Origin of the sequence: Candidatus Pantoea bituminis (assembly GCF_018842675.1) — a bacterium.
Taxonomy (GTDB): Bacteria; Pseudomonadota; Gammaproteobacteria; order Enterobacterales; family Enterobacteriaceae; genus Pantoea; species Pantoea phytostimulans.
Genome location: NZ_JAGTWO010000001.1, coordinates 97,703 through 121,957 on the forward strand (window position 1 = coordinate 97,703; position 24,255 = coordinate 121,957).

Genomic DNA, 24,255 nt, shown 5'->3' on the forward strand with positions numbered 1-24,255 from the left:
CCCGTATATTTGCTACCAGAAGCCTGCATAGCCAGGCTAACACTCATCGGGAGAGACCATGAAATTCACGCTTATAAGTGCAATGCTGCTAACGGCAATGGCCGGAGTGACTTCAGTCAATGCGGCTGATTACAAAAAGAATCCATTCACACTCGTCTATGACGGTGCCATCACCGAAAATGTTAAAGGCAAGGTCAACATTCATCCGGTGAAGTACGATCTACATGGCATCCAGATTGTCGCGAATGTCTATACGCCTGCTAACTACGATCCCGCCAAAAAATACCCTGCTGTGGTAGTCGCACATCCTAATGGCGGCGTAAAAGAACAGGTCGCCGGGTTGTATGCGCAGCGACTTGCTGAACATGGCTATATTACGATTACCGCCGATGCAGCCTACCAGGGGGCAGCGGTGGTATGCCTCGCAGCGTGGATAAACCGGCTAACCGTATTGAAGACGTTCACGGCATGGCTGACTACATCAGCCAGTATCCGGGGTTGATATTTCCCGCCTCGGTCTGCTTGGCATTTGCGGAGGCGGCGGGTATTCACTTGTTGCTGCCGAGACGGACAAACGGTTCAAATCGATTGCAACCATCAGCATGTTTAATTCAGGTCTTGTGCGCCGTAATGGTATGCAGGATTCACAGCTGGACACTATCCAGCAGCGTCTTCAGCAGGCTTCTGACGCGCGTGCTCAGGAAGCAGCCGGAGGCGAAGTGCTTTACTCCGGTGATGCCAACCTGACCGACGAACAGATCGCTAAATTACCTTTTGCCTTATATCGACAGGGTTACGAGTACTACTGGAAAACCCACGCACACCCAAACTCAACTTTTAAGTACACCACAAGCAGTTTGCTGGATTTGATGAGTTTTGATGTGACTGACCATATCAAGCTTATTAACAAACCGCTGCTCATGATTGCCGGTACAAAAGCTGATACGTTGTATATGACTGAAGATGCATTCGCTAAAGCCACCGGTACGAAGAATAAAGAACTCTTCTTGATCGACGGCGCTACCCATATCGAAACCTATTGGGTTCCTCGTTACGTTGACCAGGCAATGCAAAAGCTGGACGTTTTCTTCGATAAGAATATTTAACCCGTCTCCGACAATACCCCAGCCAGCCGGGCTATTATCGCCCCTGGCTGTATCCATTGCCCGCTTGATTTTTACAGCGCTTATTAGCTCGATATGCTCAGATTAACTAAGTTGGCGTTAAAGATAATTACGCACATTGAATAGGCGCTATGAATGAAATTCATAGACCTAATCATGTGCAAGGAATGATAACCAGGCGCCTGATGTGACAGGATGAATGATGAGAGAGTGATGAATCCCATCAAGATCAGTTTTAGACGGAGGAGCAGATGAGTTCGCGAGAACCTTCATTCCATGAAGTTGTAAAAAACAGACACTCGGCAAGAGCCTTTCTTCCATCGCCTATTCCCAACGATGTTCTCTATGACATTTTGCATGAAGCGCAATGCGCACCATCAAATTGCAACACTCAGCCCTGGTCCCTGCATATCGTAGCGGGGGAAAAGCTTAACGAATTAAGTCATGCACTGACTACAGATCTAAAGGTCGGAAGCTACTCTCTTGATTTTACTTTCGATAAAGAAGCCTATCCCAATCCGTTCAGGCAACGAGCTTCAGAGCAGGGAGATCGTACTACCAGGCACTGGGAGTTGCGCGTGGTGATAATTTGAGTCGTTCAGAAGTGGTCGAACGCAACGTTAAGTTTTTCGGAGCACCCCATGTAGCCCTATTGTTCATTCCTGCTGTAGGGGACAACGTTCGCGTTGCCTCCGATGCCGGTATGTATGCACAAACATTCCTTCTTTCACTGGAGGCTCGCGGTTATGCCGGAGTACCGCAGGCAGTACTGAGTTACTTTGCGCAAACGGTGCGCCGGATCCTAAATATACCGGAGAATTTCAAGCTGCTTTACGGCATTTCGTTTGGTATTCCAGACAAAAACCATCCCTCTCTGAGTTACAGGGAAGGACGGGTTTCTGTTGAAGATAGTGTCATCTGGCATCGATAAATAAGCGCTATTTTTTTACCTGAACAGTCAGTGCCATCAGAGCACTGGCTGCCGTAAACACGGCAATGATCCAGCTCATTGTCCATGGCGTGCCATCACTAAATAGTGCCAAGAGCAGCGAAGAGATAATGCCGCTTCCGTATTGCAACGCGCCCATTAGCGCCGATGCTGAACCTGCAACATTAGGTACAGCGTCCAGGGCACAAGCCGTAGACGTTGCAGCAATGATGCCATTCATGGAGAAAAACACGAATACGGTTCCCACGATCACGGTAATTCCGCCAACGTTTAACGCAGTTGTGACAGCAAGTGCTAATGCGCTCAGGGTTGCGACGAAGACAGCAATCCTGAGTAACACTTCCAGTGGATAACGATGGACCAGGCGTCTGTTAACCATACTTACCACCATCAATCCAACAACGTTTACTGCAAATAGCCAACCGTAATGCTGCGGATCAACGCCGAAGTACGTGATGTAAACAAACGGTGAGCCGGTAATAAAGGCATAGGCAGCAACGTAGTAGAACGTCAGGCATAGCGTAAAACGCATATAACTGGCGTTGGCCAGTAATGCGTAATAATTACGAAAAGCACCGGTCACGGAAGCGTGTGAGCGTTTTTCTTCAGGTAGTGTTTCCGGTAGCCAGAATAACGATATCAGCATGACTGTTCCGATAATCGCCAGCAGCCAGAAAATGGCGTGCCACGATGTGACTCTAATCATTTGTCCGCCAATCAGCGGACCAGCAATCGGCGCGATTGCCATGATGATCATGAGGGTCGAAAGCATTTGTGCTGCGCGAGTACGACTGAAAAGATCGCGGATCATTGCCCGCGCCAGCATCGGACCGGTACAGGCGCCTAAAGCCTGAAAAACGCGCCAGAAAATTATTTCTACGATATCTGTAGATAACGCACAACCTACCGAGCCTATAACAAACAATCCCAAACCGATGAACAGCGGCAGACGTCGCCCGAAACGATCGCTAATCGGTCCCCAAATAAGCTGTGCAATGCAAAAACCAATGAGAAAACCTGTGATTGTCAGTTCTGCATCGCCCTGTAAATCTTTTGCCATGATGGGCATAGCAGGAAGATAGATATCGGTTGATAGGGAGGTAACAGCCATCAAAGCACTAAGAATAAGTACAAAAGAAAGACCGTTTTTTTAACTGTCGCTGGCTGTGTTTGAGCCTGTAGGTTAAGCATGGTGATCCGTCAGGACATAAAGAGATAGACGCATGTTAACGGGTTTATTCTGACAAATAATGGTAAGCAGAGGCATAGGTCCTATGAATGATATTCATCAATGTTATGAATTTTCAAGCCTGTGAAAGTCTGGTGGCACAAGAGCCTGCATCAGAGCGACTCAATAGTCATTACCCGCTTAACAACGCTTATGTCCTCTTCTCGCTCCTGGCAGAAATCGTGACATGCAGTTGACGGGGGGTTTTGCAAAGGCAGCAATCACCAAGATAACGGGAAAAACGGATGGGCCTAAGTCATTGTTCATAGAAGCCACACCTTTACTTGGTAGTCAGACCAAATAATTTACTCTTATCATGATTGTATTTTATTAACCTTTTCCTGCTTCGTGTGGCACATCAGTCCAGATTGGCTTTACGCATCGGCATTCTGTCAATGGTGGAGAGCAAATCCTCTGAACTTATCGGTTTTGTTTCCCGTATTTTCATACCGCCATCTTTGCCAATAAGCACAACTTCAAACCCGGCGGGTTTTAGTTGAGCGCGTAGGTGTCCTTTTGAGGCATGGGAAGTATCGCTCAGTACGATAATATCGCGCTCGGCTAGCTCAGCTTTGCTCTTTTCCAGCATCGCCATTTGGTGAACATAATTCAGGTCTGTCTCCGAAGGGGCAAAGATCACAACGGGCCGATATTGCCACTGATACTGATTCAGACTGGCGGTTTCAGGCGTTAAAGGACGAAACAGAGTGATGTCAACCGCCTGAGAAGCCGTGCACAACAGCAGAGATAATGTGGCCATGAGTTGGCATGAAGTCCGAAGAACGCCACGCCGGAAGTGGCGATAAGGGTGGGAAGGGGCCGATAAGAATGATTTGATGCGCAGCATTGCGTTTCTCTCCCAGCCTGAACAAGCCGTTTATTAAGATGACGAAGCGTCATGAATTTAAATGAACGATGCTGTAACAAGGCTAGTGGAATTTTAATGGCCTGGTCGCATATTTACGAACCGGGCCAGTTGAGGTGGAAGGACAAACTATTACCAACTCTCCCGTTCTTATTTCATGTTATTAAGAACGGGAGAATGTCTGTTTACCCTTTCCCCGAGATGAATAAACCAGATGTTTTTCAGAGACGACGGGCATCAACCCTAGCCTGCCACTGCTGAACGCTGGGTCTTGCCAACATCCTGGCGTGGCAGTCACGTAATACGACGCACTCTGCCGTGACGGGAAGTTTCACTAACGTCGAAAAATCATGCCGCCGATGACGGCAATGTCAGCCACTGAGAACTTCTCGCCGGCAACGCTAGAATGCGGATGAGCGCCATTGGCGTTGCTTGTTGTTGCCGGTACGTACCGCCAGAGAATGCGCTGCCCGTTGTGAACGCGCCATGACTTCTCTCTGATCAAGATGCGTGAATTCTCCGTCTCGCAATAGCCATTTACCATCAACAAAGACATCACTGACTTCATGCCCCAGAGCAGAATAAACAAGAGATGAGACCGGATGATGGATGGGTGTCATTGCCGGATGACGCGTATCGACAATGACAACATCAGCACGCTTGCCAGGTTCAAGTGAGCCGACAAGATGATCAAGACCAATTGCACGCGCCCCATCAATGGTTGCCATTTCCAGCACCTTTTCAGCGGTCATGATGGTGGGATCGCGATGGACTCCTTTTTGCATCAAAGCGGCGACTTTCATGGCCTGAAACAGGCTGTGATTATTGCTGCTGGCAGGACCATCTGAACCTAAACCCACGGTTAAACCCGCCGCCAGCATTTCCGGGATGGGCGGCACGCCAGATGCGAGATAAAGGTTGCTGCAAGGATTGTGTGAAACGCGAGTGTCATGATGTTTTAAGGCGCGGATATCGCGGGAGCTGCACTGCACACAATGAACCGCCAGCACATCGGAACCAAGAAAACCAATTTCGCTGAGAAATTCAGTATCTGTTGCCTGAAAGCGCAGCTTTGCCTGTTCGATTTCGAAGTCAGTTTCGGCCACATGGGTGGTGATCATAACGCCTGTTTCATCTGCCAGCTTGCGCGTCCCTCTCAGCACCTTTTCATCCAGTGCCCAAATCATACTGGGCGCAATACCGACTTTTACGCGCCCATCAGGGCGATGGTATTTGTGGATCACTGCCCGGGCATCTGCCAACGCCTGTTCCGGCGTTTCAATCAATTCTGTCGGGATGCCATGTTCAGCACCGCTGGTAAGGAAACCTCGGCAAACGTGTCCACGTATTCCACTGATTTCAAATGCTTCAATGACTTTCGCCGTCAGGCCCGGTTTGGGATGCGCGTACATAAAATCAACCAGTGATGTCACGCCGGAGCGCAGCGATTCAATGCAACCATGCAGCGCAGCAGCGAAAACGTCCTCTTCAGTGAGCGCAACAGCACTCGGACCCGTCATGCAGGCAAACCACTTTTTGAGCACCATATCATCACCCAATCCCTTCAACAGGGTTTGAAACAGATGCGTATGGGTATTGACCATGCCCGGCATGATAATGCGTTCACGGCAATCAACGGTTTCTGCTTCTGGATAAGCTTTTGCCAGCGCTGTCCGTGTTCCAATCGCACTGATCCTGTCATCTTCAATCACCAGACTGGCTTGTTCTAAGATTTCACGCTGCGGGTTCATGGTGATGATCCAGCCATCAGCAAGCAAGTAGCTCATTAATCTGCCTTAAGTTGGTGAAGGATTTCAGTGGAGTTGACCACGAAGCCAAAGCACTGCTGCACGTTGTAAAGCGTTGCATCACGGCAATAGTCCGGAGAGGTGGTGGCGCTGCAATCTTCTAGCAGCAGACAGTCATAACCGCGGAAATTGGCGTCCTGTAACGTACAGAGCACGCACTGATCGACATTGACGCCAGCGAACAGCAGCGTAGTGACATCCAGATTACGCAAGATGCTATCGAGTTCGGTATCCTGAAAGCCGGACATACGGTACTTGTTTACGTGAATATCATCTTCACTGGGCTTCAGTTCATCAACCACTGCCGCTGCCCAACTGCCCGCTTCCAATACAGGTGCACCAGAAATCGGAAGCGGATCGCCCAGCCCAATGCCGTCACCTTGTGGGTTGTAGACGTGAAGCAGGGCGGGGCTCAGATTCAATTTGTCCGGCCGGTTGCCCCAGTTAAGCCAAATGATCGGGACATCAGCCTCTCTTAACGTCGGAAGTAACTGTTGCAGCGGCGAAATCGGCGCGCGGGCGGGATTGATATCAACGCCCAGGTTGCCCAGCCAGCCATCGGGATGACAAAAATCATTCTGCATATCCACCACCACCAGTGCGCTGCGGTTTAGATCGATAATCACAGAACGATTACGCGTCTCAAGCGTAGCGGATCGCGATTGTCTTGTGGGCCGAAGCGTATCGACCACCTCCGGCGAGACCCGCCACTGGTTTTGTTGGGTGCTGCCTAATACATACGCTGGCATATTACTCTCCCGACAACACGGATAAATCTTCTGCATCCAGCGTGACTGACTCACCGCTTCGGATGAGCTCTGAAAATCCTTCATTGGGTGTCATCACCGTTAGCGTATACAGTTTTCCTGTACCCGTGTTGCGAATGGCGTGATCGTTGCCAGGGTGAAGTAACAGCGAGTCGCCTTTTTTGATGGTTACCTCCTCATCGTTACAGCGGGCAATCCCTTCACCGTGCAGCACATAAAAAATTCGTGGGCAGTAGCATGTTCGTTTGGGGGTGTCGCGCCGCCAACATTAAAAATCTCGACGACAAAAATATTCTCAATATCGTCCAGGGGCTTATCGAACAGGATGGCAAAATAATTACTGCTGTCAGCACTGATACGGAATGCCTGAACATCTGCGATATTATTAAAACGAAATTTTTTCATGTTTTATTCCTTACGATATGGCTGGGTTAACGCGCTGGGTTGTAGCGTGCGGCCTACCACGCCAGACATGGCCAAAATGGTGAGCAAATAGGGCAGGGCGAGCAGAAGTTGGGGAGGTAGCGTGTTTTCAAACAGTTGTAGTGACAACTGCAGTGCATCTGCTGCCCCGAAGATAAATGCAGCGACCATCGCCTTGAGTGGACTCTAGCGGCCAAATATCACAATGGCCAGCGCGATAAAACCTTGCCCACTAACGATGTTGTCGCGAAACAAACCAATTTGTGCGGTAACCAGATAGCCGCCCGCCAGTCCGGCACCCACGCAGGAAAACAGCACGCCCCAGGTGCGGATTTTCAACACATTGAGACCCGCAGCGTGTGCAGCACGAGGATTTTCTCCCACGGCCCGTAAAGAGAGGCCAAAGCGGGTATGGAACAGGCCATAGTGCGCCACTATCGCCAGTATCAACGTCAGATAAAGCGGCAGCGGCTGCTGAAAAAAGATCGGGCCGATAAACGGCAATGACGAAAGTAGCGGTATATGCCAGGGTTCGAGCATAGGAATCGTCGGCGATGAGGCCGTACCCATAACCAGCGCGTAGATCCAAGTCGCGAGACCCGCAGCAAAAATATTGAAGACTATGCCAACTACAATCTGACTGGCATGGGCGCGTAAATAGAGGGCGGCAAGCACGCAACCGACGATGAGTCCGCCTACGCCGCCTGCGATAAACCCGAGTGCGGTCGAGCCGCTGGCGACAGCCGTCATATAGCTGGTCAATGCGCCCATTAAAATGGTGCCTTCAATACCAATGTTTAATACGCCAGACCGTTCGGCATAGATTTCTCCCAGTGCGGCCAGTAGCACTGGCCCGGCAAGGCGAATTGCCGCAGCCAGCCAACTGATAAAAAATGCCGTATCGAGGTTTGCCAATGCGCTCATGATTTATCCTACGCGAGCTGACAACGTCGCTTATTCAGGCCGGGTATGCGCAATCGGTAATAGCGCAACATATCACCTGCCAAAATCAGTAACACCACCAGACTTTGCAGGATCAGTACCACCGAGGTGGGTAAACCGGTTTGCCGCTGCATTGCGCTACCGCCAACTTCGAGACCGCCATAAAGAATGGCTGTGGGAATCACCAACAAGGGATTTAGTCGTGCCAACAGAGCCACAACGACGCCAATAAATCCGACCCCGCCAGAGATGCCTTCCATTAATCGGTGTTGAACGCCGAGTACGGCGCAAAGACCGGCCAATGCCGCCAGGCCACCGCCAAGGAAAATGGCACCCATTTGACGACGATTTACATCAATGCCGCCATATCGGGCTGCGCGAAGATTAAGGCCAGCCACTTTTATCTCATAACCGGCAGGCGTCGCGCGCAAGAGCCAAAACACAAACAGCGTGGCGACCAGCGCAATAGCAATGCCCCAGTGGGCGCGCATACCGCTCATCACGAAGGGCAGCCAGCTCTCCACCGGCAGACGCGGGGTCTGTGGCAAATCTCCTGGCGCGCGCATTGGCCCAGAGACCAGATACTGCACAATAAATACCGCCACATAATTGGCCATCAGTGAGATCAGTACATCATTTCCGCCAAAGCGTACGCGCAAGGCGCCCACCCAGCCGGCCCAGATTGCGCCGGCCAGAAAGGCGGCGAGCAACACCAGTGGCCAGTAGAGCAATGGGGGATAGACCAGGGAAAGCCCTGTGGCGTGCCCGCTAATGCAATCCAACTTGCAGCAGTGGCGCCCACAAGAAAGCAGCCTTCAAATCCGATATAACCCAGACCTGCACGCCAAACCACAATGGTGGCCAAGGCGATCAGTATGAGCGGTGTGGCTTGCACCGTGCTGAGGCCAATGCTGCGTAGTGAGCCAAACGCCTCATCAAACAGAAAGCCATAGGCCGCCAGCGGGTTGCCGCCGAAGGGGATAAACAGCAGCCCGGCAATGACAAAAGCGGCAAAAATGCCGCAAAAGCTGGTCAGCATGACTGCGGAGGTTGATTCAGCCGGGGCGAGACGACGCTCAAGCAGCTTCTTCATCATTGCCCTCTTTATTAGCCAGATGCGCGCCCGCCATCAGCGCGCCGATTTGTTCTGGTGTGGCGTCTGCGGCATTGAGTACACCCGCGATCTGGCCGTTGTACATCACGGCAATGCGGTCGGAAAGATTCATGATCTCTTCCAGCTCCGCTGAAATCATTAAAATGGCGCAGCCCCGATCACGTGCTGCAATCAGCCCTTGCCATACGCTTTCAATCGCCCCGACATCCAGCCCGCGAGTCGGCTGTTCAACCACCAGCAAACAGGGCTCACTCGCCACTTCTCGACCCAGGATCAGCTTCTGCAAATTGCCGCCGGATAATTTACCGGCCTCAAAATCGACATCTGGTGTGCGTACCGCAAAACGCGCAATGATGTCGCGCGCATGTTGACTCATCCGTTGTCGATCCAGCAGCCAACCTCCCGCACGCGTAAAGCTGCGATGAGTGCCAAGCATGGCATTATCAGTGATAGAGAGCTCGGTCACTGAGCCGACACCCCGACGATCGGCCGGTATAAAACCCATTCCTTTATTGCGGCGTTCGGCGGGTGATGCATCACTGATATCTTCACCGTTTAAACGAATATGGCCGGCTTCGATTTCTCGTAGATTAAGCAGCGCTTCGGCCAGTTCTGACTGTCCATTTCCGTCCACGCCAGCAACACCGAGAATTTCACCCGCTGCTACAGTCAGTGAAACCCGCCAGATTTTTTGTTGGCCGCTCGCATCACGCACGGCGATATTGTCAACATGCAGCACAGTGTTGCCCGGCTTGCACGGTTGCTTCTCTACTCGAAGCACTACATCGCGGCCCACCATTCGGCGAGCCAGATCGCGTTCCGAGGTCTCTTCTATGGCTACGGAATCGACCATCTTTCCGCCCCGCATTACAGAGACGTGATCAGCGATTGCCATGATTTCATAGAGTTTATGGGTAACAATAACCACTGAGCGGCCCTCTGCGCACAGCGAGTGCAGCGTTGAAAACAGGCCCGCTTTTTCTTGTGGTGTCAGTACTGCGGTGGGTTCATCCAGGATCAACACTTGCGCGTCGCGATAGAGCAGTTTAAGAATTTCAACACGCTGCTGTACGCCGATAGGAAGGTGTTGCACTTTTGCCCAAGGATCTATTGCCAGCCCATGCTTATCCGACAACGCCTGCAAACGTTCTGCCGCCGCTTTCAAATTAAGTACGCCGCTGGTGTTTTCCTTCAGGCCCTGCACGACGTTCTCAACAACCGACATGGGTTGCACCAGCATAAATTCCTGATGCACCATACCGATACCACAGGCTATGGCGTCGCTGGGATCGCGGAAACTTACTGCTTTGCCATCCACCACTATCTCACCTTCATCTGGTTGATAAAGTCCGTACAGGATCTGCATTAAAGTGCTTTTTCCGGCGCCGTTCTCTCCCAACAGCGCATGGATTTCACCTTGCTTGATGCTGAGTGAAACATCGTCATTGGCGGTGACACGGGCAAAGCGTTTAGTAATGTGGTTAAGCGCGATCCGTATAGTAGCCGTTGCTGTCATGACACTATCCGCCTGTTAAACCGTTGGCTTAAGCGCGCCGCTGTCCAGTTGTTGCCAGATCTGCTCGAACGTAGCCCAAGCACTGGCACTCACCAGTTTTTCGTTGTACTGCTTACTGCCATTGACGACCGACCAGGCTTTACCCACGCTTGGGCTCCACTCTTCACCGCCATCAAAATGCTTGCTCGCAACGGACTCACCGACCTGCTCGACCATCCAGTCGAGGTTTTGGCGGAAACTGCATGCCACGAAGTCCGGGGCGACATCTTTCTGATCAACGTAGCATCCCATAGCTTTAACTTTCCCTGCGGCTGCACCCTGCATCGCACCAAGGCCGGTCACGTCAGCGGCATGCCAGATAACATCTGCGCCGTTACCGATCATGGTAGTAGCCGCTTCACGTCCCTTGGCAGCATTGTCGTAATCGCCCGTGACTACGCCCATGCCACGAATACCGGGGCGGGTTTTCTCAGCAGCCTGAATAAAGGCGCGCATCATGGCTTGTTGAGTTGGATTATCGCCACCGCCGACAAAGCCAACAGCTTTGCCGTTATCTGAAATCAGGGCGGCCAGCGCACCCGCGGCGTAAGCGCCCTGGATATAGGCGAGGTTGACATACTCAACGTTGGTCGGCGTCTTTTCGGCGGGTTTAAAGGTGGATGCAAAGAAGTAGGTATCGGGATATTCGGGGGCGATTTCTGCAAACGCCGAACCGTATTCAAAGCTGTGCCCGATAATCAAGCTATAGCCATCGTCGGCATAGCCGCGGATCACTTGTTCCATTTGCGCTTGTGGCACACTTTCGCTGTAAGCCACGCTGAAACCACTGTTTTTGAGATTTTGAAGGCCGGCATAAGCCAGTGAACTCCAGCCGCCATCGGCTACTGAGCCGGGCAACAGAAGCGCAATTTTTACGTTGTTGTTCGCTGCTAAAGCTTTGCGTGACAGAAGGGGAGCCATTGCTGGCAGCAATAGCGCACCAGCCACTAATTTTGCAAAATGTCTGCGGGATACGTCTGCCATCATTTCTCTCCGAATGTAGTTAATGATGTATTAATGACTCGGAGTTTATTATCTTAAAAGCATCATTTTTCGTCCTTACTGATGCCTAAAAGGCAACGCAGGAAAACTATGCTTCAGCATCGCCTTTTTGTTTATCTTGATCAGGTTGCACGCAGTGGTTCCATCCGCAAAGCAGCAGAACGTCTGCATATTTCAGCTTCCGCTATTAACCGGCAACTCCTCGCGTTAGAGGAAGAACTGGGCACACCGCTGTTCCAGCGCCTGCCGCGAAAAATGGTCCTGACTGCGGCTGGCGAAGCGCTGATTTATCATGTGCGTCTGAGTTTTAAAGAGATTGAATGGGCGCAAATGAAAATTGAGGAGCTGAAAGGGTTGCGTCGAGGGAAGTGACCATTGCGATGATGAGCGGGCTGGCGGCGAATTTGATCCCGCGTACAGCCTCTGAATTTCGGCGAGCAAATCCACGCGTCAAACTTAATCTGCAGCAATTAACGACGGGTGAAAATATCACAAACGCTGTGGCGAGCGGCGAGGCAGATTTGGGTATTGGATTTGATTTTGATCTGCAACCAGTACATCGCAACATTGCCAGTGTCGCTGTGCGGCTTGGTGCGGTAGTGGGTGTAGGCCATCCATTGGCAGATAAACCCAGCTTGCGTTTGAGTGATTGCTTACCCTATCCGATTGTTATAGCCGATAAATCAATGGTTATCCGGCCTTATCTCGATGAGGTTTTTGCCCGTGCTTCGGTGAATCTCCAACCAGTGATTGAAACGAATTCGATTGAAGTGATGCGTCAGTCGGCCATCATGGATCAAACCCTGACTTTCCTGACGCCCATAGATATTGAGTTTGACCAGCGTAGCGGCAGGTTAATCTACATTCCTGTTAGAGAACTTTCGCAGCAAACGCAAACACTGATGCTGATAGGTCACGATCGCGGGACCAGTGCCATTGGTAGCGTTTTTGCCGAAACGATTAAAAGTATGATGTCGGAATTATGCTGAAGCAGGCCCATATGGGCCTGCTCTGAACTATTCCTGACGGCTTGAAAATGCCGTAGTAGAACGCAGCATCTTCATTTCACATTCATGCACTTCTTTAATCAACGTCAATAAAGCCTGAGCTGCGCGATCGGTGGCAACTTTACCGCGTTCCGCATCTGCTGCAGAAGCGTTACCTGTAACACCAGAAAGATGCAGATCCTGCGCCATCCAGCCAAAACCCACACCGCCTTCGGGTGTTAAAATGCCGCCTTTGGCTTCAAGGGCAACGGAGGCAGAAACAAAGTTATCAGCATGATCCATTTGCACTAACTCAGGATGCAGATGCAGCATCATGCTTGTTTCAGACTCACCACCATGGATGCCATGCTGCATTTCGTGGGCGCTGTAGAGATCAGAGGCATCAATGGTATGAAACCAGCTCGCACTGACGGCCAACATGCCTAACTCTATGCGCAACTGACGGCAAACTATCTCCATCAACTGCGGTTGGCCACCGTGTGAATTCCAGAAAATAATCTTACGAATACCCGCTCGCCAGGCACATTTCGCCATTTCAAACCACACTTTACCCAGCACTTCATAAGGCAGAGAAAGCGTTCCTGGATAGGCGATATGCTCATCTGATTTGCCAACCGGTAAGGCTGGCATAAATAAAACGGGCAAGTCTGATGGCAGCAGCTCAACTGCACGATTAACAATGCCTGCATTGATGGCCGCATCCACCTTGACCGGTAAATGGGGCCCATGTTGTTCTACTGCGCCGACAGGCAATACCGCCACGATATTAGCCATATCCAGTTCACTAAATTCACGGGTGGATAAGTCCCACCACCAGGGTGAAGAAGGTTTGTTCATGTTTTCCTCCATTTTTGAATAACATAGTCTTTTCCCTGTTCAATGGAAGAAACATAATTCGTCCTGCCTGTTGCCTTTTAGGCATCATTGAATAGGCAATTTAATGAGGGAATATCGTTGGGACAACTGACTTTGCTTTAGATGGGTACAGCAGGAAAAGCGTACTTTGGACGGTTTACTTCGATGAATGCGTTTACCTATCGAAATGGTTGTTTACGCCTGAAAAATGGAAGAGTTATGGAGGGGGCCGCTTGGAAAACGGAAAATATCCTACGCTAAGCCTGTTTTCTGTACAGACTACTATCCACTGAGCGTAATGCGCGGTATTTACCCTTTCCCAGTTTGAGGTTTGTTCGCCAGACGTAATCCCCGCTCAGGTTGATAATACCGGGATAAGCACCAATGCCATTGCGCGTGAAGTTAATACTACCCGGCAAACCATACTCAGGGTAAAAGCAGGGCAGCAATAATCCTGAATACAGAAACGGCTTCAGACGCTACCGACTTTGACCGTCCGCTTTGTGCCAGAAGCGGAGATTGCCGTCCTTGGCCATTAAATGAATCATTCGTTAATCGCTGACATTTTATTGAGAAAAGCCGAGGGGCCTATTACCGGTTTTGGTTATTAAGGGAGAATCCACGTTTCGCTACTAATCTGACTCACCACCCATCTGTTGTCGCTTTAGCGGTAAAAAAGACCTGGCGGCTTCTGGCGAGTCGCAATCACTTCATACGACTAAAAATGTCAGCTCTCAAACCGCGTATTCTGCTTTCTCATTTGGAAATCAAAGCTCATCAATCCAGGCCGTCACGGCTTTGTTCACGTCCTCACTGCGATCCTGCATAATCCAGTGACCCGTCTGCGTCCAGTAGTCTGTTTTTGACTTTGGGTTTGCAAACCATGTCCGCATATTCCCTGCCTGAGTGGCATCGCGACAAAGGTGATAAACAGGAATCGTTAAGCTACGACAAAAATTCTCACTCGCTTTGCCAATACCCACTTGTCCCGCACCCAGAAACAGTGGACCGAATGATTCCCGTATCACATGCAGCGGCACACCCTGAAGACGTCTTGCATGCCAGCGCTTAAACGCTGGCGGGGTACTTTTATCGTAAAAAAGTTCAAATAACGCCGGACCGGTCAAATAGGGATCGCCGTTTTGCAGGTCATCAACCGCTTTCTGAAAAAGCGCCGCCTGTTTATCCGGGAATCCCATCGAACCATCTATAGAGACAACAGCACTCACTAAGTCAGGTCTTTTCGCTGCAAGACGAGCTGCAATCTGGCCACCCATGGAATGGCCAATAAGAATAAATTTTTGGCCAGGATAGTGTGTCAAAATCAGTGCTTCAATATCGGCAACATAGTCAGCAGGGGCATAATGTCCTGATGGCATAACCTGCGATCGTCCATGCCCGCGTAAATCAACAGCCACCGTACGGTATTTGCTTTCAAGCTCGGGTAATTGCCAGCTCCAGTCATGCGAATCACACGTCCAGCCATGTAAAACCATTATGTTTTTGCCTTCCCCTTTTTCCGTATAAAAAAGTTTGGCCGTCGACGAATCCTTTGGCGCAAAATGTGCCGGACTTGCTTTCACTGTCGCCGAAATAACGGTGGCGCTGGCGAAGGCCAGCAGGTTACGTCGGGACAGAGAGAACTTTTCTTCTTTCATAATGGGTCCTTAGTACTCGCTAAATATTTGTCCTGCCGTTTTATTTAGCAGAAGATGCGGTTGGGAGTGAGATATTTATACCAACGTCAGTAGCATGGTATATAACATTCAAATAAGGTCAATTACGCACTTTTAAGCGAGTAGATATACTGAAGGATACCTATATGACAAACATTGTTGATCCCGTTTTTTTGCGGACTGTGCCGCGCGTGTCTTTTTCGATCAGGTAGCAAACAAATGGAGTGTAATGATACTGACTTTACTCAATGAAAATACAATGCGTTTTAATGAAATGAAGCGCAGCATGGAAGGGATAACACACAAAGCACTCACCCAGGCGTTGCGTAAAATGGAACGTAACGGGTTGATTAACCGTACGGTTTTGCCCACTTCTCCGGTTGCAGTAGAATACGCCATCACCGAACTTGGCCGCTCTTTGCAAAAACCTTTTAGCGCCATGTATGATTGGGCGATTAATCATCTTGAACTTATTGAAAAAGCACAGGAAGCGTATGATGCCAGCGCTTCTGTGATTAATGAAAATAGTCGTTTGCAGAAATAAAATGAGGGCTTTGCATGAACCTGACTTAGCACCTGTAAAATAATAAAAATAAACGACTTTGAATCTTGAGTCATTATTTGGCACGTGCGTGGTATTAAGTGAAGCCACTTTTACATACCCTTTTAAAATAACCCTCTCATTCTGTTTCTATTATTTAGATAACGGCTATTGACATGTGGGATTTAAAGATCCTTTTAAAAAATTTATAAAATCGGATGGAGCTCCATCCGGACGAAAAAACCTTATGACATATTTAAGTATGCCCGACTGTCGCTGACATTAATGTTATGCCTTTTAGACCATTACTGGTTTTGCTGAAAGTGAGTTTTAGGTTATGCCGCATAACTGCTATTAAACTGATGACAATAAGAAAGTAGCGCTGTAATGCATATAAAATTCCGGCTATATCATCTTGTTGAAAGCACCCCTGATATTTAGGTTGACCTTTAAGTCAGTGACAATCGAATGATGACATTCACTTAATGTCCGCTTTGTGCCATAAGCGGACGTTTAAAAGATACGCTTTGCTTTGCTATATAACTAACCTGTTTAAGACTAAATTCGACCCATTAGTCAAAAACCGACATTACTAACTGATCGTTGTATCTGATACTGGGGGCAGGTCACCGGAGGTAATGTGTCATTGCAGAATCTTGAAATCGTGCCTCGCCTGCTGCCGGACGTTCGTGCAGGAAGGAAGCGTCATACCATTCGATGGCGGGAACGCGAAATTGTGCCGGGCCCTATGCTTTACGTAAACGCGCAGGATGCCTTTGACACGGTCATGGTGTGTGTCACGCACGTTGAAAAAAATGCCGCTTTCTGACGTTGCGGCCAGGCTTGGAAAAAGTGCGGAATGGCCGGGTGCTGAACTGCTGGAAGGGATGCGTAAGCACTACCCGTGCATAGAGATGGATTCCGAGGTTGCGGTCAACCACCGTTTACCGCCTGCGGTGTAAGTTCGTGGCTGAGATGTTAGGGTAGATCCGGGTGATATCCAGGTACAAAAAAGCCCCGGAGGGCTTTAACTCAGTTACTAGAACGACAATCCCGGCACCAACTTTGATTTGTTGCCCCCGAAGGTATGGTTCTAAAACCAAAAAGCGCCTGAAGCTCACCAGCAGTGTGTGCAGTAGTCGTTCTGCATTTTGGGCAAGTATGCGGAAGGTTAACTGTACCTACCATTTAAAATTTCCTTAGAGGGGGCCGTTTGGAAAACGGAAATTATCCTAGGTTAATAAAACCAGCATGCGGAGGAAGCAAACACCGGCGCAATGGAATTCGGTGGTTCGAGTGTAACCATCACTTAAACCATACCGTGTTTTTAGCAGCCACCTGCCTGTTTTGCCCCGTATGTTGCTTGGTCAACGGTGTATTTATCTCCGGCACTTGAGGAAAGTTGCTCAATGAGGCCTTTGCATGAGAAGCCCGTCATACTGAGATACTCCTTCGCAGATTTCACCGCCTCCTGGTTCCAATCAATATTCAGGCTGTCCACTGCTACCGTAGCGTCAGAAATATCGTAACCATCCCCTGCATCCGATGAGAGTTGATGAATAAGTCCGTCCCGTGAAAAGCCCGTCATACTGAGATACTGCTTCGCAGATCTAACGGCATTATTTTGAGGCCCAGTTAAATCTCCCGCCCATGTAGGCGCTACGACAAACAAAGCTGCAGTAATTACTGTCTTCAAAAAACCCATTTTATCACTCCATTAGTTTATCCGATTGGGCTTGTTACTATTCGACGGCTTCGACATTTTGGGCAGTAATCTGGCGTTCCATATCCAGTACGACTTGTCCATTCATGCTTTCAATCCAAGCATTTAGCCCGGTAAATGGTCGTTGCCATTGAATACTCCGTTGATTTTAAAAAATTTGTAAAATGCATTGTGTTTATCGGCAAGATAGATATGAACTTGAGTCGATTAGAGATGTTATGTTTAATGTGGCAGGACTTCCCTGTAGCTTTCATTTTGACGTCCGCTCCTCGCTCAAAGCGGACTGACATGCCTCAACAGCTTACCACTGCTTTTACCAGGCTGGACGACGTTGCCTGAACTCGTTTCGAGTAACGTCGTCAGCAGGCAAGCCGCGCAGCGGTGCGACAGCAGAATTTAATAGTTACAATATACTAATGCGATTTAATAACAGACGCAGGATTAGGCCGGCGAACCGGCCTGAGGCATTATCAGATGGCGCAATAAACGCGCGCTTCACGTGGCGTGTAGATACCAAACGTCACCACGCTCAGTAAGCCATTAACAAACGTCTGCTGCACTTCAACCCGACTAACTTTTTCCTGGCCGCCGCACACCTGCGCCGCATCAATGCTCTTACGCTGACCGATACCTGAAACAAAGAACGGCTGGCTAGTGGTTTTCGTCGCCGCGCCAACTTGATTCTGTTTCATTACGAAAGTCTGCTGCGCACAGCCGGTTAAACTCAGAGCCAACAACGCCGCAACACAAAGCTTGTTCATAAATATCCTTATCGCCTGAAATGAAAAAATAAATGCTGAGTGAAATCATCACTCAGCCAGCAATCAGGTTATCGACAACGAAAGCGGAAACATGAGAAAGATTTTTAAGTACGCCTAACGGATACGTTTTGCTGAATAATACAGCAATAAAAAAAGCCCCTGCACAGCAGGGGCTTTTTATGTTTACCGCAGCGTTTCCGCTTAGCGATTCAAATCGTAGAAGAACTTTTTGACGCCATTGAGAAAGCTTTTTGAATGCGGACTGTTCTTCTCGCCCGCCGCACCACCAAAGCTCTATTCCAGCTCACGCAGCAGGGACTTATGCTTCTCGCTCATAGCGGACCCTGGCCTGCCGTCAGTCCGCTTTGTGCCAGAAGCGGACATTGGTACAGTTTGATTGCCCGTGAAAGAAGAACCGTTCATGGTGGTAAAACAGCCGCATCAAGTATGCTAAAACCAGGAGAAGTGATGACTGCTCAGCAAGCACCTCGACTTGAAACAGAACGACTGATTTTAAAGCAATTTACGCTCGACGAGTTTCCAACGCTTATGGCGTGCTGGAGCACTCCTGAAATGGCTAAAATTAATGGCGGTGAGAATCCAACAGCAGAAATGGTTTGGACCCGCTTATTACGTTATATCGGGCACTGGCACGCGTTAGGGTATGGCTATTGGGCAGTGTCTGAGAAAACAACAGGTCGTTATGCTGGTTCGTTTGGTTTCCAGGATGCTCATCGTGATATCACACCTGAGTTAAAATACCCTGAAGCTGGATGGACGTTGATTCCTGAGGTTCGTGGCAAAGGTTATGCGTCTGAAGCACTGGCCGCAGTTTTACTATGGGCCGACCAGACATTTTCCTCCCCAGTGTGTTGTATCATTGACGAAGAAAATAAACGTTCAAATTATCTGGCTGAGCGTTTTGGTTTCCAGTTTCAAGATTATGTTAACTATCGCGGCAAACAGGTACGCATGCTTATACGCCAGTAAGTAATCAAACCATAAAGGCAAATTATTAGCGGGTCATTTGAGGAATTAGCCTTTAAAGGCCTTGGTCGCTTTTCCGCTTTTGCTGAAGCCTGCCTGCGACATTTGAGTATACGCAAATGTCACAGGGTAAATTCCTCCTGAAATCTCCTTATGTCATTATCTATATGTCATGAGTATGAATGTCATAACCCAAATGTCATCAGTTAGTCCGCACTAAGGGTGCACATATGTATTGTTGGCGGCGAGGGCAGTGTATTGCATAACATTTTGCAGGTGCGGTCACTTGATTGAGCCCAGAATAAATAACGCGCTTAGCCTGGGATAATTTCCGTTTTTCAAGCGGACCCCTTATTACACGATTCAGGCGGTAGTTACGTAAAATTGGCAATGATTAAGTCAACATTATGTCTTGCTCCGTTGGCTGTTTTCATCGCACGCATAACGTTAAGGGAGTGATTTTGGGCTTGTAAATTCATCAGTCTTATCAAAGCAAAGGAAATTAATGAAACTAGTTACATCATCCTTTAAAACGATTAATACCCCTGGCCCGCAGCCAAGGCGAGTCCAGTTCTTCAAGGAGTCTGGTAACGCGGGGAAAGCAGAGTGTAAAAGATTATTTAAATGGCTGGTGGTAGCCAAACTGATACCTTTGTCGCTTACGATTCTCGCGGCTATGAGTCCTGAAACCGGCGCAATTTTCGCGTAGCAACGTCAAAATGCTCTGTATGAAAAAAATATGATAAAAAGCCGTCCCGTGTTTTTCCCGTCAGATACTTGCCCGTCCCGGCAGAATCGGAAAATCACACATTAAATCAGTCCAGGAAATCTCAAGACACCGGTAGATACGCTAAAAGGTTACAAATATCCCAATATGAATGCCCAGCGCTTATCTGCCTGGAAGGTCAGTCCAGGCTTGTCCGCTGTTTAAGCATCCTTGCTACATTGCTGGATAACTGACAAGCCTGTGATAACGTATTTTATGCCAAGGCGGGAAGTCCCTTCAGTAGCTTATCCAGTGTTACCGGATAATCTCTCACACGAACGCCGGTGGCGTTATAGATCGCGTTAACGATGGCCGAACTGACACCACATAAACCCAGCTCACCCACACCTTTTGCTTTCATGGGCGAGGAGATAGGGTCAGTGTCATCCAGAAAAATGACCTCCTGCTCAGGAATATCGGCATGAACGGGCACTTCATAGGCGGCCATATCGTGGTTAACAAAATAGCCCAGTCGCTTATCGACTATCAGCTCCTCCATCAGTGCCCCACCGAGGCCCATCGTCATTGCACCAATCACCTGGCTTCGTGCGGTCTTGGGATTGAGAATACGACCGGCTGCGCAAACCGCCAGCATGCGGTGAACTCTGACTTCACCCGTTGCAATATCAACCCCAACTTCAACGAAGTGCCCTGCAAACGTTGACTGCTGATACTGCTCATCGAGATCACCAAACTCAATGCTGTCCTCTACGGTAAGGGAGCTTGAGCAGCAGCAGCAGCAAGCGGTGCACTCCGGTTTCCGTTATGTACCTGACCATCACTGAAGGTGGCATTTTGGGGGTCAAACCCAAGTTTGGCTGCGACAGCCTCGCGGAGTTTCACGCAGGCCGCATAAACACCTGACGTAGAGGTGTTTGCTCCCCATTGACCGCCTGAGCCTGCAGAAACCGGAAAGCTCGAATCCCCCAATCGCACAACAACCTGGTCAATGGAGACACCCATCATTTCTGCTGCCGTCTGGGCGATAATGGTGTAGCTGCCGGTGCCGATATCGGTCATGTCGGTTTCGACGGTAATGGTGCCTTTATCATCTAAATGCACACGTGCACCCGATGTCGCCACCATATTATTACGAAAGCCTGCCGCCACGCCCATTCCTACCAGCCAGCGCCCCTCTCTGACCATTGCCGGTTTAGCGTTGCGGCGGCTCCAGTTAAAATGCTCCGCTCCGGTTTTAAGGCACTCAACCAGCTGACGGCGCGAGAAAGGGCGATCGGGATTAGCGGGATCGACCTGGGTATCGTTGAGAATGCGAAACGCGATGGGATCCATGCCCACTTTTTCTGCGATTTCGTCAATCGCAATCTCCAGTGCCATCAGACCCGGTGCCTCACCCGGTGCTCGCATTGCGTTTCCTTCGGGAAGATCGAGCTTCGCCAAACGCAATCCTGTCAGGCGATTAGCGCCAGCATAAAGCAACTCTGTTTGCTGAACCGCTGTTTCTGGCGTGCCATCCGGTAGATTACCAGACCAACTTTGATGTGAGATGGCCGTAATATGACCGTCGCGATCTGTGCCGATACGAATGTGTTGAATGGTTGCCGGACGGTGGGTCGTATTATTCGGAATCATAGGTCTTGGCAGCATGACCTTAACGGGGCGATTTATCGCGCGCGCGCCCAGCGCTGCCAGTAGCGCATCGCTACGCAGAAACAGCTTGCCGCCAAATCCACCACCGATATAGGGCGAAATCACGCGTACCTTCTCTACAGGCATATTGAGTGTTTTGGCCAAATCGGTACGACACCAGTCAATCATCTGATTAGATGTCCAGACAGTAAGTTTGTCATCCTCCCAGATAGCCATAGAAGCGTGAGGTTCCATGGCCATATGACTTTGGTCAGGTGTCGTGTATTGCGCATCTAACTTGATCTCAGACGTGGCGAAAGCGCTGTCAAAATCACCGACCTTTTTATCGGTCTCGCCTTCGGGAGGCGTCGTTACGGTGGGTTTTTCATGTGCGAGATCATAGGCACCGGGCTCACGCTCGTACTGAACGTTAACCAGCGTCGCCGCTGCGCGTGCCTGTTCAAACGTCTCCGCTATCACGAGTGCAACAGCCTGGTGGTAGTGTTCAATGTTGTCGCCAGCCAGCAGCCGGGCAGCATTTCTCTCACCTTTATCCAGTGGGCCAGCATTTTCAGCAGTGACGACGGCAAGCACACCGGGTGCACGCTTCGCTGCCTGGGTATCGACGGCACTGATTTTGCCTTTTGATATAGGGGCGCCGACAACATAACCATAAGCTGCATCGGGTGCTTCGGTATGCCATTCATAGGCATAATGCGCTAAACCGGATGTCTTCAATGGGCCATCTATACGACTTAACGGCTGACCAACCACGTTGAGCTGATCAATGGGATTATTCCCTGCGGGCTTTTCGAATTTCATCATTTATCCTCTCGCTTCCGCCAGTACCGACGCGAGCGTACGCTTCGCCAGAGTGATCTTATATTCGTTTTCAGCGGTGGGTTGCGCGCTGGCGAAGAGCCGATCGCATACCGGTTGAGCGCCATGAATAATTTCTTTATCCGCGTCCTCTAACCGCCACGGTTTATGGGCAACGCCGCCAAGCGCAACGCGGCCTGACTTATCAGGAAATATGACGGCGGCGACTGACACCAGAGCAAACGCATAAGAGGCGCGATCGCGCACTTTACGATAAATATGCGTTCCACCCAGCGGTGGGGGAAGGGTGACCGCAATAATAAGCTCCCCGGGATGCAAGACAGTTTCCAGATGAGGAGTGTTTCCCGGCGCACGATAAAAATCAGCAATGGGAATAGTGCGTTCACTCCCATCCGGGCTGACGGTTTCCACGACTGCATCCAACAGACGCATAGCGACGGCCATGTCGCTGGGATGGGTGGCGATACAATCATCGCTTGCACCTACGACAGCATGTTGACGACTGAAGCCATCAAGTGCAGCGCATCCGCTACCCGGTAGTCGTTTATTGCAGGGCTGATTGGTGTCATAGAAGTAAGGACAACGAGTACGTTGAAGCAGATTACCTGCTGTTGTCGCCTGATTGCGCAACTGCCCAGAGGCGCCTGCTAACAAAGCGCGCGATAACACGCCGTAATCGCGTCGAACTCGAGAGTCTGCGGCTAAATCGGTGTTACGAACCAGCGCACCAATGCGTAGCCCACCTTCCTGAGTCGCTTCGATTTTATCCAGTTCAAGGCCGTTAACATCAATCAGATGGGATGGCGCTTCGATTTCAAGCTTCATCAGGTCGAGCAAATTGGTTCCGCCCGCAATGAATTTAGCCCCTGAATGTTGCAGCGCACTGGCAGCTGCCTCAACGGGGGTTTTTACCCGTTCATAGGTAAAAGCTTTCATGATTTTTGCCCCTCCGCAAACTCTTCAATCGCAGCAAGAATGTTGGAATAGGCACCACAGCGGCAGATATTACCGCTCATACGCTCACGTATTTCATCGGCAGTGACTTCAGGCGTGGAAACCAGATCGTGCGTGACGTGACTGGGAATGCCCGCTTTGATTTCTTCAAGAACCGCAACCGTTGAACATATCTGACCGGGTGTGCAGTAGCCACACTGATAGCCGTCATGCTTGATGAACGCCGTCTGTAAAGGATGCGGCTTTTCAGGCGTGCCCAGACCTTCAATGGTGGTGATCTCAGCATCGTGCTGCATGACCGCCAGGGTGAGGCAAGCGTTGATCCGTCGCCCATTAACGATAACCGTACAGGCGCCACACTGACCGTGGTCACACCCTTTTTCGTTCCCGTGAGTTTAAAATGTTCACGTAGTGCATCAAGCAGTGTGGTGCGGGTATCGACTTCCAGCTGTTGATGATTGCCGTTCACTTTTAGTGAGATTTTCTCTAACGAAGGCGGGGGTGTTGCTGATGATGCATTAACGCCAAAAGCAGCATCTGACGATACTGTGGCGGCGGACGCGGCCCTGAATTTTTCACCGACCGCATTGTGGTGAGGTTTTGTCTCGCGTTGGCTGCTCATGCCAAACCTCCAGTAATTAAAAAAGACAATGGACAAAAGTTGGAATAAAACGGTTTTTGAAAAATTATTGAAGGTTAAGCATAGTCGGCATCTTCAAAAGAATTATCCGTATTGTCTACATGGCTTTATGAACAGGGCTGATAACCGATATTTTGA

At 49.8% G+C, this 24,255-nt stretch carries 22 protein-coding genes and 7 pseudogenes; 9 read left to right on the top strand and 20 right to left on the bottom strand.

Features of this window, described 5'->3' with window-relative positions; genetic code table 11:
* The first annotated feature begins 82 nt into the window (after positions 1 to 82).
* The 3 genes and pseudogenes from KQP84_RS00525 (at position 83) to KQP84_RS24845 (ending at position 2,055) form a co-directional block, all read left to right on the top strand.
* Positions 83 to 1,106, top strand: a pseudogene (locus tag KQP84_RS00525) (alpha/beta hydrolase).
* A 269-nt stretch (positions 1,107 to 1,375) separates the two neighbouring features.
* Entirely contained in the window at positions 1,376 to 1,717 is a 342-nt protein-coding gene (locus KQP84_RS24840; protein ID WP_252515079.1) for a nitroreductase family protein, read from the top strand.
* Positions 1,714 to 2,055, top strand: a complete 342-nt coding sequence (locus KQP84_RS24845) for a nitroreductase family protein (RefSeq protein ID WP_252515080.1) — start codon at positions 1,714 to 1,716, stop codon at positions 2,053 to 2,055. Before KQP84_RS24840 ends, KQP84_RS24845 begins: the two co-directional genes overlap by 4 nt.
* A 7-nt stretch (positions 2,056 to 2,062) precedes the next feature.
* Here the strand turns inward: KQP84_RS24845 and KQP84_RS00535 are convergent.
* From KQP84_RS00535 to KQP84_RS00575, 12 genes and pseudogenes are all read right to left on the bottom strand, one after another.
* Positions 2,063 to 3,264: pseudogene (locus KQP84_RS00535) on the bottom strand (multidrug effflux MFS transporter).
* A 395-nt stretch (positions 3,265 to 3,659) separates the two neighbouring features.
* The gene (locus KQP84_RS00540; RefSeq protein WP_252515081.1) at positions 3,660 to 4,061 is read right to left on the bottom strand and encodes a DUF4174 domain-containing protein; all 402 of its coding nucleotides are present in this window, start codon (positions 4,059 to 4,061) and stop codon (positions 3,660 to 3,662) included.
* Between the two features lie 506 nt (positions 4,062 to 4,567).
* Positions 4,568 to 5,953 carry an amidohydrolase family protein gene (locus KQP84_RS00545; protein WP_215844784.1) on the bottom strand — a complete coding sequence of 462 codons (1,386 nt, stop codon included), beginning with the start codon at positions 5,951 to 5,953 and terminating at the stop codon, positions 4,568 to 4,570.
* The gene (locus KQP84_RS00550) at positions 5,953 to 6,807 is read right to left on the bottom strand and encodes a cysteine hydrolase family protein (protein WP_252515082.1); all 855 of its coding nucleotides are present in this window, start codon (positions 6,805 to 6,807) and stop codon (positions 5,953 to 5,955) included. Before KQP84_RS00550 ends, KQP84_RS00545 begins: the two co-directional genes overlap by 1 nt.
* A complete protein-coding gene (locus KQP84_RS24850; RefSeq protein WP_309140099.1) occupies positions 6,725 to 6,955 on the bottom strand; it encodes a cupin domain-containing protein in 231 nt (76 codons plus the stop codon). Before KQP84_RS24850 ends, KQP84_RS00550 begins: the two co-directional genes overlap by 83 nt.
* A complete protein-coding gene (locus KQP84_RS24855; protein WP_252515083.1) occupies positions 6,910 to 7,146 on the bottom strand; it encodes a cupin domain-containing protein in 237 nt (78 codons plus the stop codon). The genes KQP84_RS24850 and KQP84_RS24855 overlap by 46 nt, the downstream gene beginning before the upstream one ends.
* Before the next feature lie 3 nt (positions 7,147 to 7,149).
* The gene (locus KQP84_RS24860) at positions 7,150 to 7,335 is read right to left on the bottom strand and encodes a hypothetical protein (protein WP_252515084.1); all 186 of its coding nucleotides are present in this window, start codon (positions 7,333 to 7,335) and stop codon (positions 7,150 to 7,152) included.
* Positions 7,336 to 7,350: 15 nt separating this feature from the next.
* A complete protein-coding gene (locus tag KQP84_RS00560; protein WP_252515085.1) occupies positions 7,351 to 8,088 on the bottom strand; it encodes an ABC transporter permease in 738 nt (245 codons plus the stop codon).
* A gap of 8 nt (positions 8,089 to 8,096) precedes the next feature.
* The gene (locus KQP84_RS00565) at positions 8,097 to 8,819 is read right to left on the bottom strand and encodes an ABC transporter permease (RefSeq protein ID WP_309140114.1); all 723 of its coding nucleotides are present in this window, start codon (positions 8,817 to 8,819) and stop codon (positions 8,097 to 8,099) included.
* Complete coding sequence (locus tag KQP84_RS24865; protein WP_252515086.1) at positions 8,732 to 9,202, bottom strand: ABC transporter permease family protein; 471 nt, start codon at positions 9,200 to 9,202, stop codon at positions 8,732 to 8,734. The genes KQP84_RS00565 and KQP84_RS24865 overlap by 88 nt, the downstream gene beginning before the upstream one ends.
* The gene (locus tag KQP84_RS00570; RefSeq protein ID WP_215844786.1) at positions 9,183 to 10,736 is read right to left on the bottom strand and encodes an ABC transporter ATP-binding protein; all 1,554 of its coding nucleotides are present in this window, start codon (positions 10,734 to 10,736) and stop codon (positions 9,183 to 9,185) included. Before KQP84_RS00570 ends, KQP84_RS24865 begins: the two co-directional genes overlap by 20 nt.
* Positions 10,737 to 10,751: 15 nt before the next feature.
* Positions 10,752 to 11,762, bottom strand: a complete 1,011-nt coding sequence (locus KQP84_RS00575; protein ID WP_215844787.1) for a BMP family protein — start codon at positions 11,760 to 11,762, stop codon at positions 10,752 to 10,754.
* Positions 11,763 to 11,867: 105 nt separating this feature from the next.
* Here KQP84_RS00575 and KQP84_RS24870 point away from each other — a divergent pair, with 105 nt between their 5' ends.
* Together KQP84_RS24870 and KQP84_RS00580 are read left to right on the top strand one after the other, a co-directional pair.
* Positions 11,868 to 12,149 (top strand): LysR family transcriptional regulator, encoded by a 282-nt coding sequence (locus tag KQP84_RS24870; protein ID WP_252515087.1) that lies wholly within the window; start codon positions 11,868 to 11,870, stop codon positions 12,147 to 12,149.
* Complete coding sequence (locus tag KQP84_RS00580; protein WP_309140100.1) at positions 12,146 to 12,766, top strand: LysR substrate-binding domain-containing protein; 621 nt, start codon at positions 12,146 to 12,148, stop codon at positions 12,764 to 12,766. Before KQP84_RS24870 ends, KQP84_RS00580 begins: the two co-directional genes overlap by 4 nt.
* A 27-nt stretch (positions 12,767 to 12,793) precedes the next feature.
* Here the strand turns inward: KQP84_RS00580 and KQP84_RS00585 are convergent, their stop codons facing one another.
* Positions 12,794 to 13,621, bottom strand: coding sequence for a creatininase family protein (locus tag KQP84_RS00585; RefSeq protein WP_215844788.1), 828 nt, complete (start codon positions 13,619 to 13,621; stop codon positions 12,794 to 12,796).
* A gap of 383 nt (positions 13,622 to 14,004) precedes the next feature.
* Here KQP84_RS00585 and KQP84_RS00590 point away from each other — a divergent pair.
* Positions 14,005 to 14,091 (top strand): annotated as a pseudogene (locus KQP84_RS00590) (helix-turn-helix domain-containing protein); the annotation flags it as partial.
* A gap of 315 nt (positions 14,092 to 14,406) precedes the next feature.
* On the opposite strand, the gene KQP84_RS00595 reads toward KQP84_RS00590, so the two are convergent.
* Positions 14,407 to 15,297: an alpha/beta fold hydrolase gene (locus tag KQP84_RS00595; RefSeq protein ID WP_215844789.1), complete on the bottom strand. Its 891-nt coding sequence runs from the start codon at positions 15,295 to 15,297 to the stop codon at positions 14,407 to 14,409.
* A 238-nt stretch (positions 15,298 to 15,535) separates the two neighbouring features.
* Here KQP84_RS00595 and KQP84_RS00600 point away from each other — a divergent pair.
* Together KQP84_RS00600 and KQP84_RS25880 are read left to right on the top strand one after the other, a co-directional pair.
* Positions 15,536 to 15,859 (top strand): annotated as a pseudogene (locus KQP84_RS00600) (winged helix-turn-helix transcriptional regulator); the annotation flags it as partial.
* A 773-nt stretch (positions 15,860 to 16,632) separates the two neighbouring features.
* On the top strand, positions 16,633 to 16,818 hold the full coding sequence (locus KQP84_RS25880; RefSeq protein ID WP_309140102.1) for a hypothetical protein: 186 nt from the start codon (positions 16,633 to 16,635) through the stop codon (positions 16,816 to 16,818).
* 365 nt (positions 16,819 to 17,183) lie between these two features.
* Here the strand turns inward: KQP84_RS25880 and KQP84_RS00610 are convergent, their stop codons facing one another.
* From KQP84_RS00610 to KQP84_RS00620, 3 genes and pseudogenes are all read right to left on the bottom strand, one after another.
* Positions 17,184 to 17,561 carry an Ltp family lipoprotein gene (locus KQP84_RS00610; RefSeq protein WP_215844791.1) on the bottom strand — a complete coding sequence of 126 codons (378 nt, stop codon included), beginning with the start codon at positions 17,559 to 17,561 and terminating at the stop codon, positions 17,184 to 17,186.
* Positions 17,562 to 18,049: 488 nt separating this feature from the next.
* Positions 18,050 to 18,340, bottom strand: coding sequence for a Bor family protein (locus tag KQP84_RS00615; RefSeq protein ID WP_009089453.1), 291 nt, complete (start codon positions 18,338 to 18,340; stop codon positions 18,050 to 18,052).
* Positions 18,341 to 18,541: 201 nt separating this feature from the next.
* A pseudogene (locus KQP84_RS00620) lies at positions 18,542 to 18,676 on the bottom strand (molecular chaperone DnaJ); the annotation flags it as partial.
* A 132-nt stretch (positions 18,677 to 18,808) separates the two neighbouring features.
* Here KQP84_RS00620 and KQP84_RS00625 point away from each other — a divergent pair.
* Positions 18,809 to 19,330, top strand: coding sequence for a GNAT family N-acetyltransferase (locus KQP84_RS00625; RefSeq protein ID WP_215844979.1), 522 nt, complete (start codon positions 18,809 to 18,811; stop codon positions 19,328 to 19,330).
* A gap of 977 nt (positions 19,331 to 20,307) precedes the next feature.
* Here KQP84_RS00625 and paoC read toward each other — a convergent pair.
* From paoC to paoA, 3 genes and pseudogenes are all read right to left on the bottom strand, one after another.
* Positions 20,308 to 22,505: pseudogene (paoC, locus tag KQP84_RS00630) on the bottom strand (aldehyde oxidoreductase molybdenum-binding subunit PaoC).
* Positions 22,506 to 22,508: 3 nt separating this feature from the next.
* Positions 22,509 to 23,459, bottom strand: coding sequence for an FAD binding domain-containing protein (locus KQP84_RS00635; protein ID WP_215844792.1), 951 nt, complete (start codon positions 23,457 to 23,459; stop codon positions 22,509 to 22,511).
* Positions 23,456 to 24,099, bottom strand: a pseudogene (paoA, locus tag KQP84_RS00640) (aldehyde dehydrogenase iron-sulfur subunit PaoA). Before paoA ends, KQP84_RS00635 begins: the two are co-directional and overlap by 4 nt.
* Positions 24,100 to 24,255: the final 156 nt, after the last annotated feature.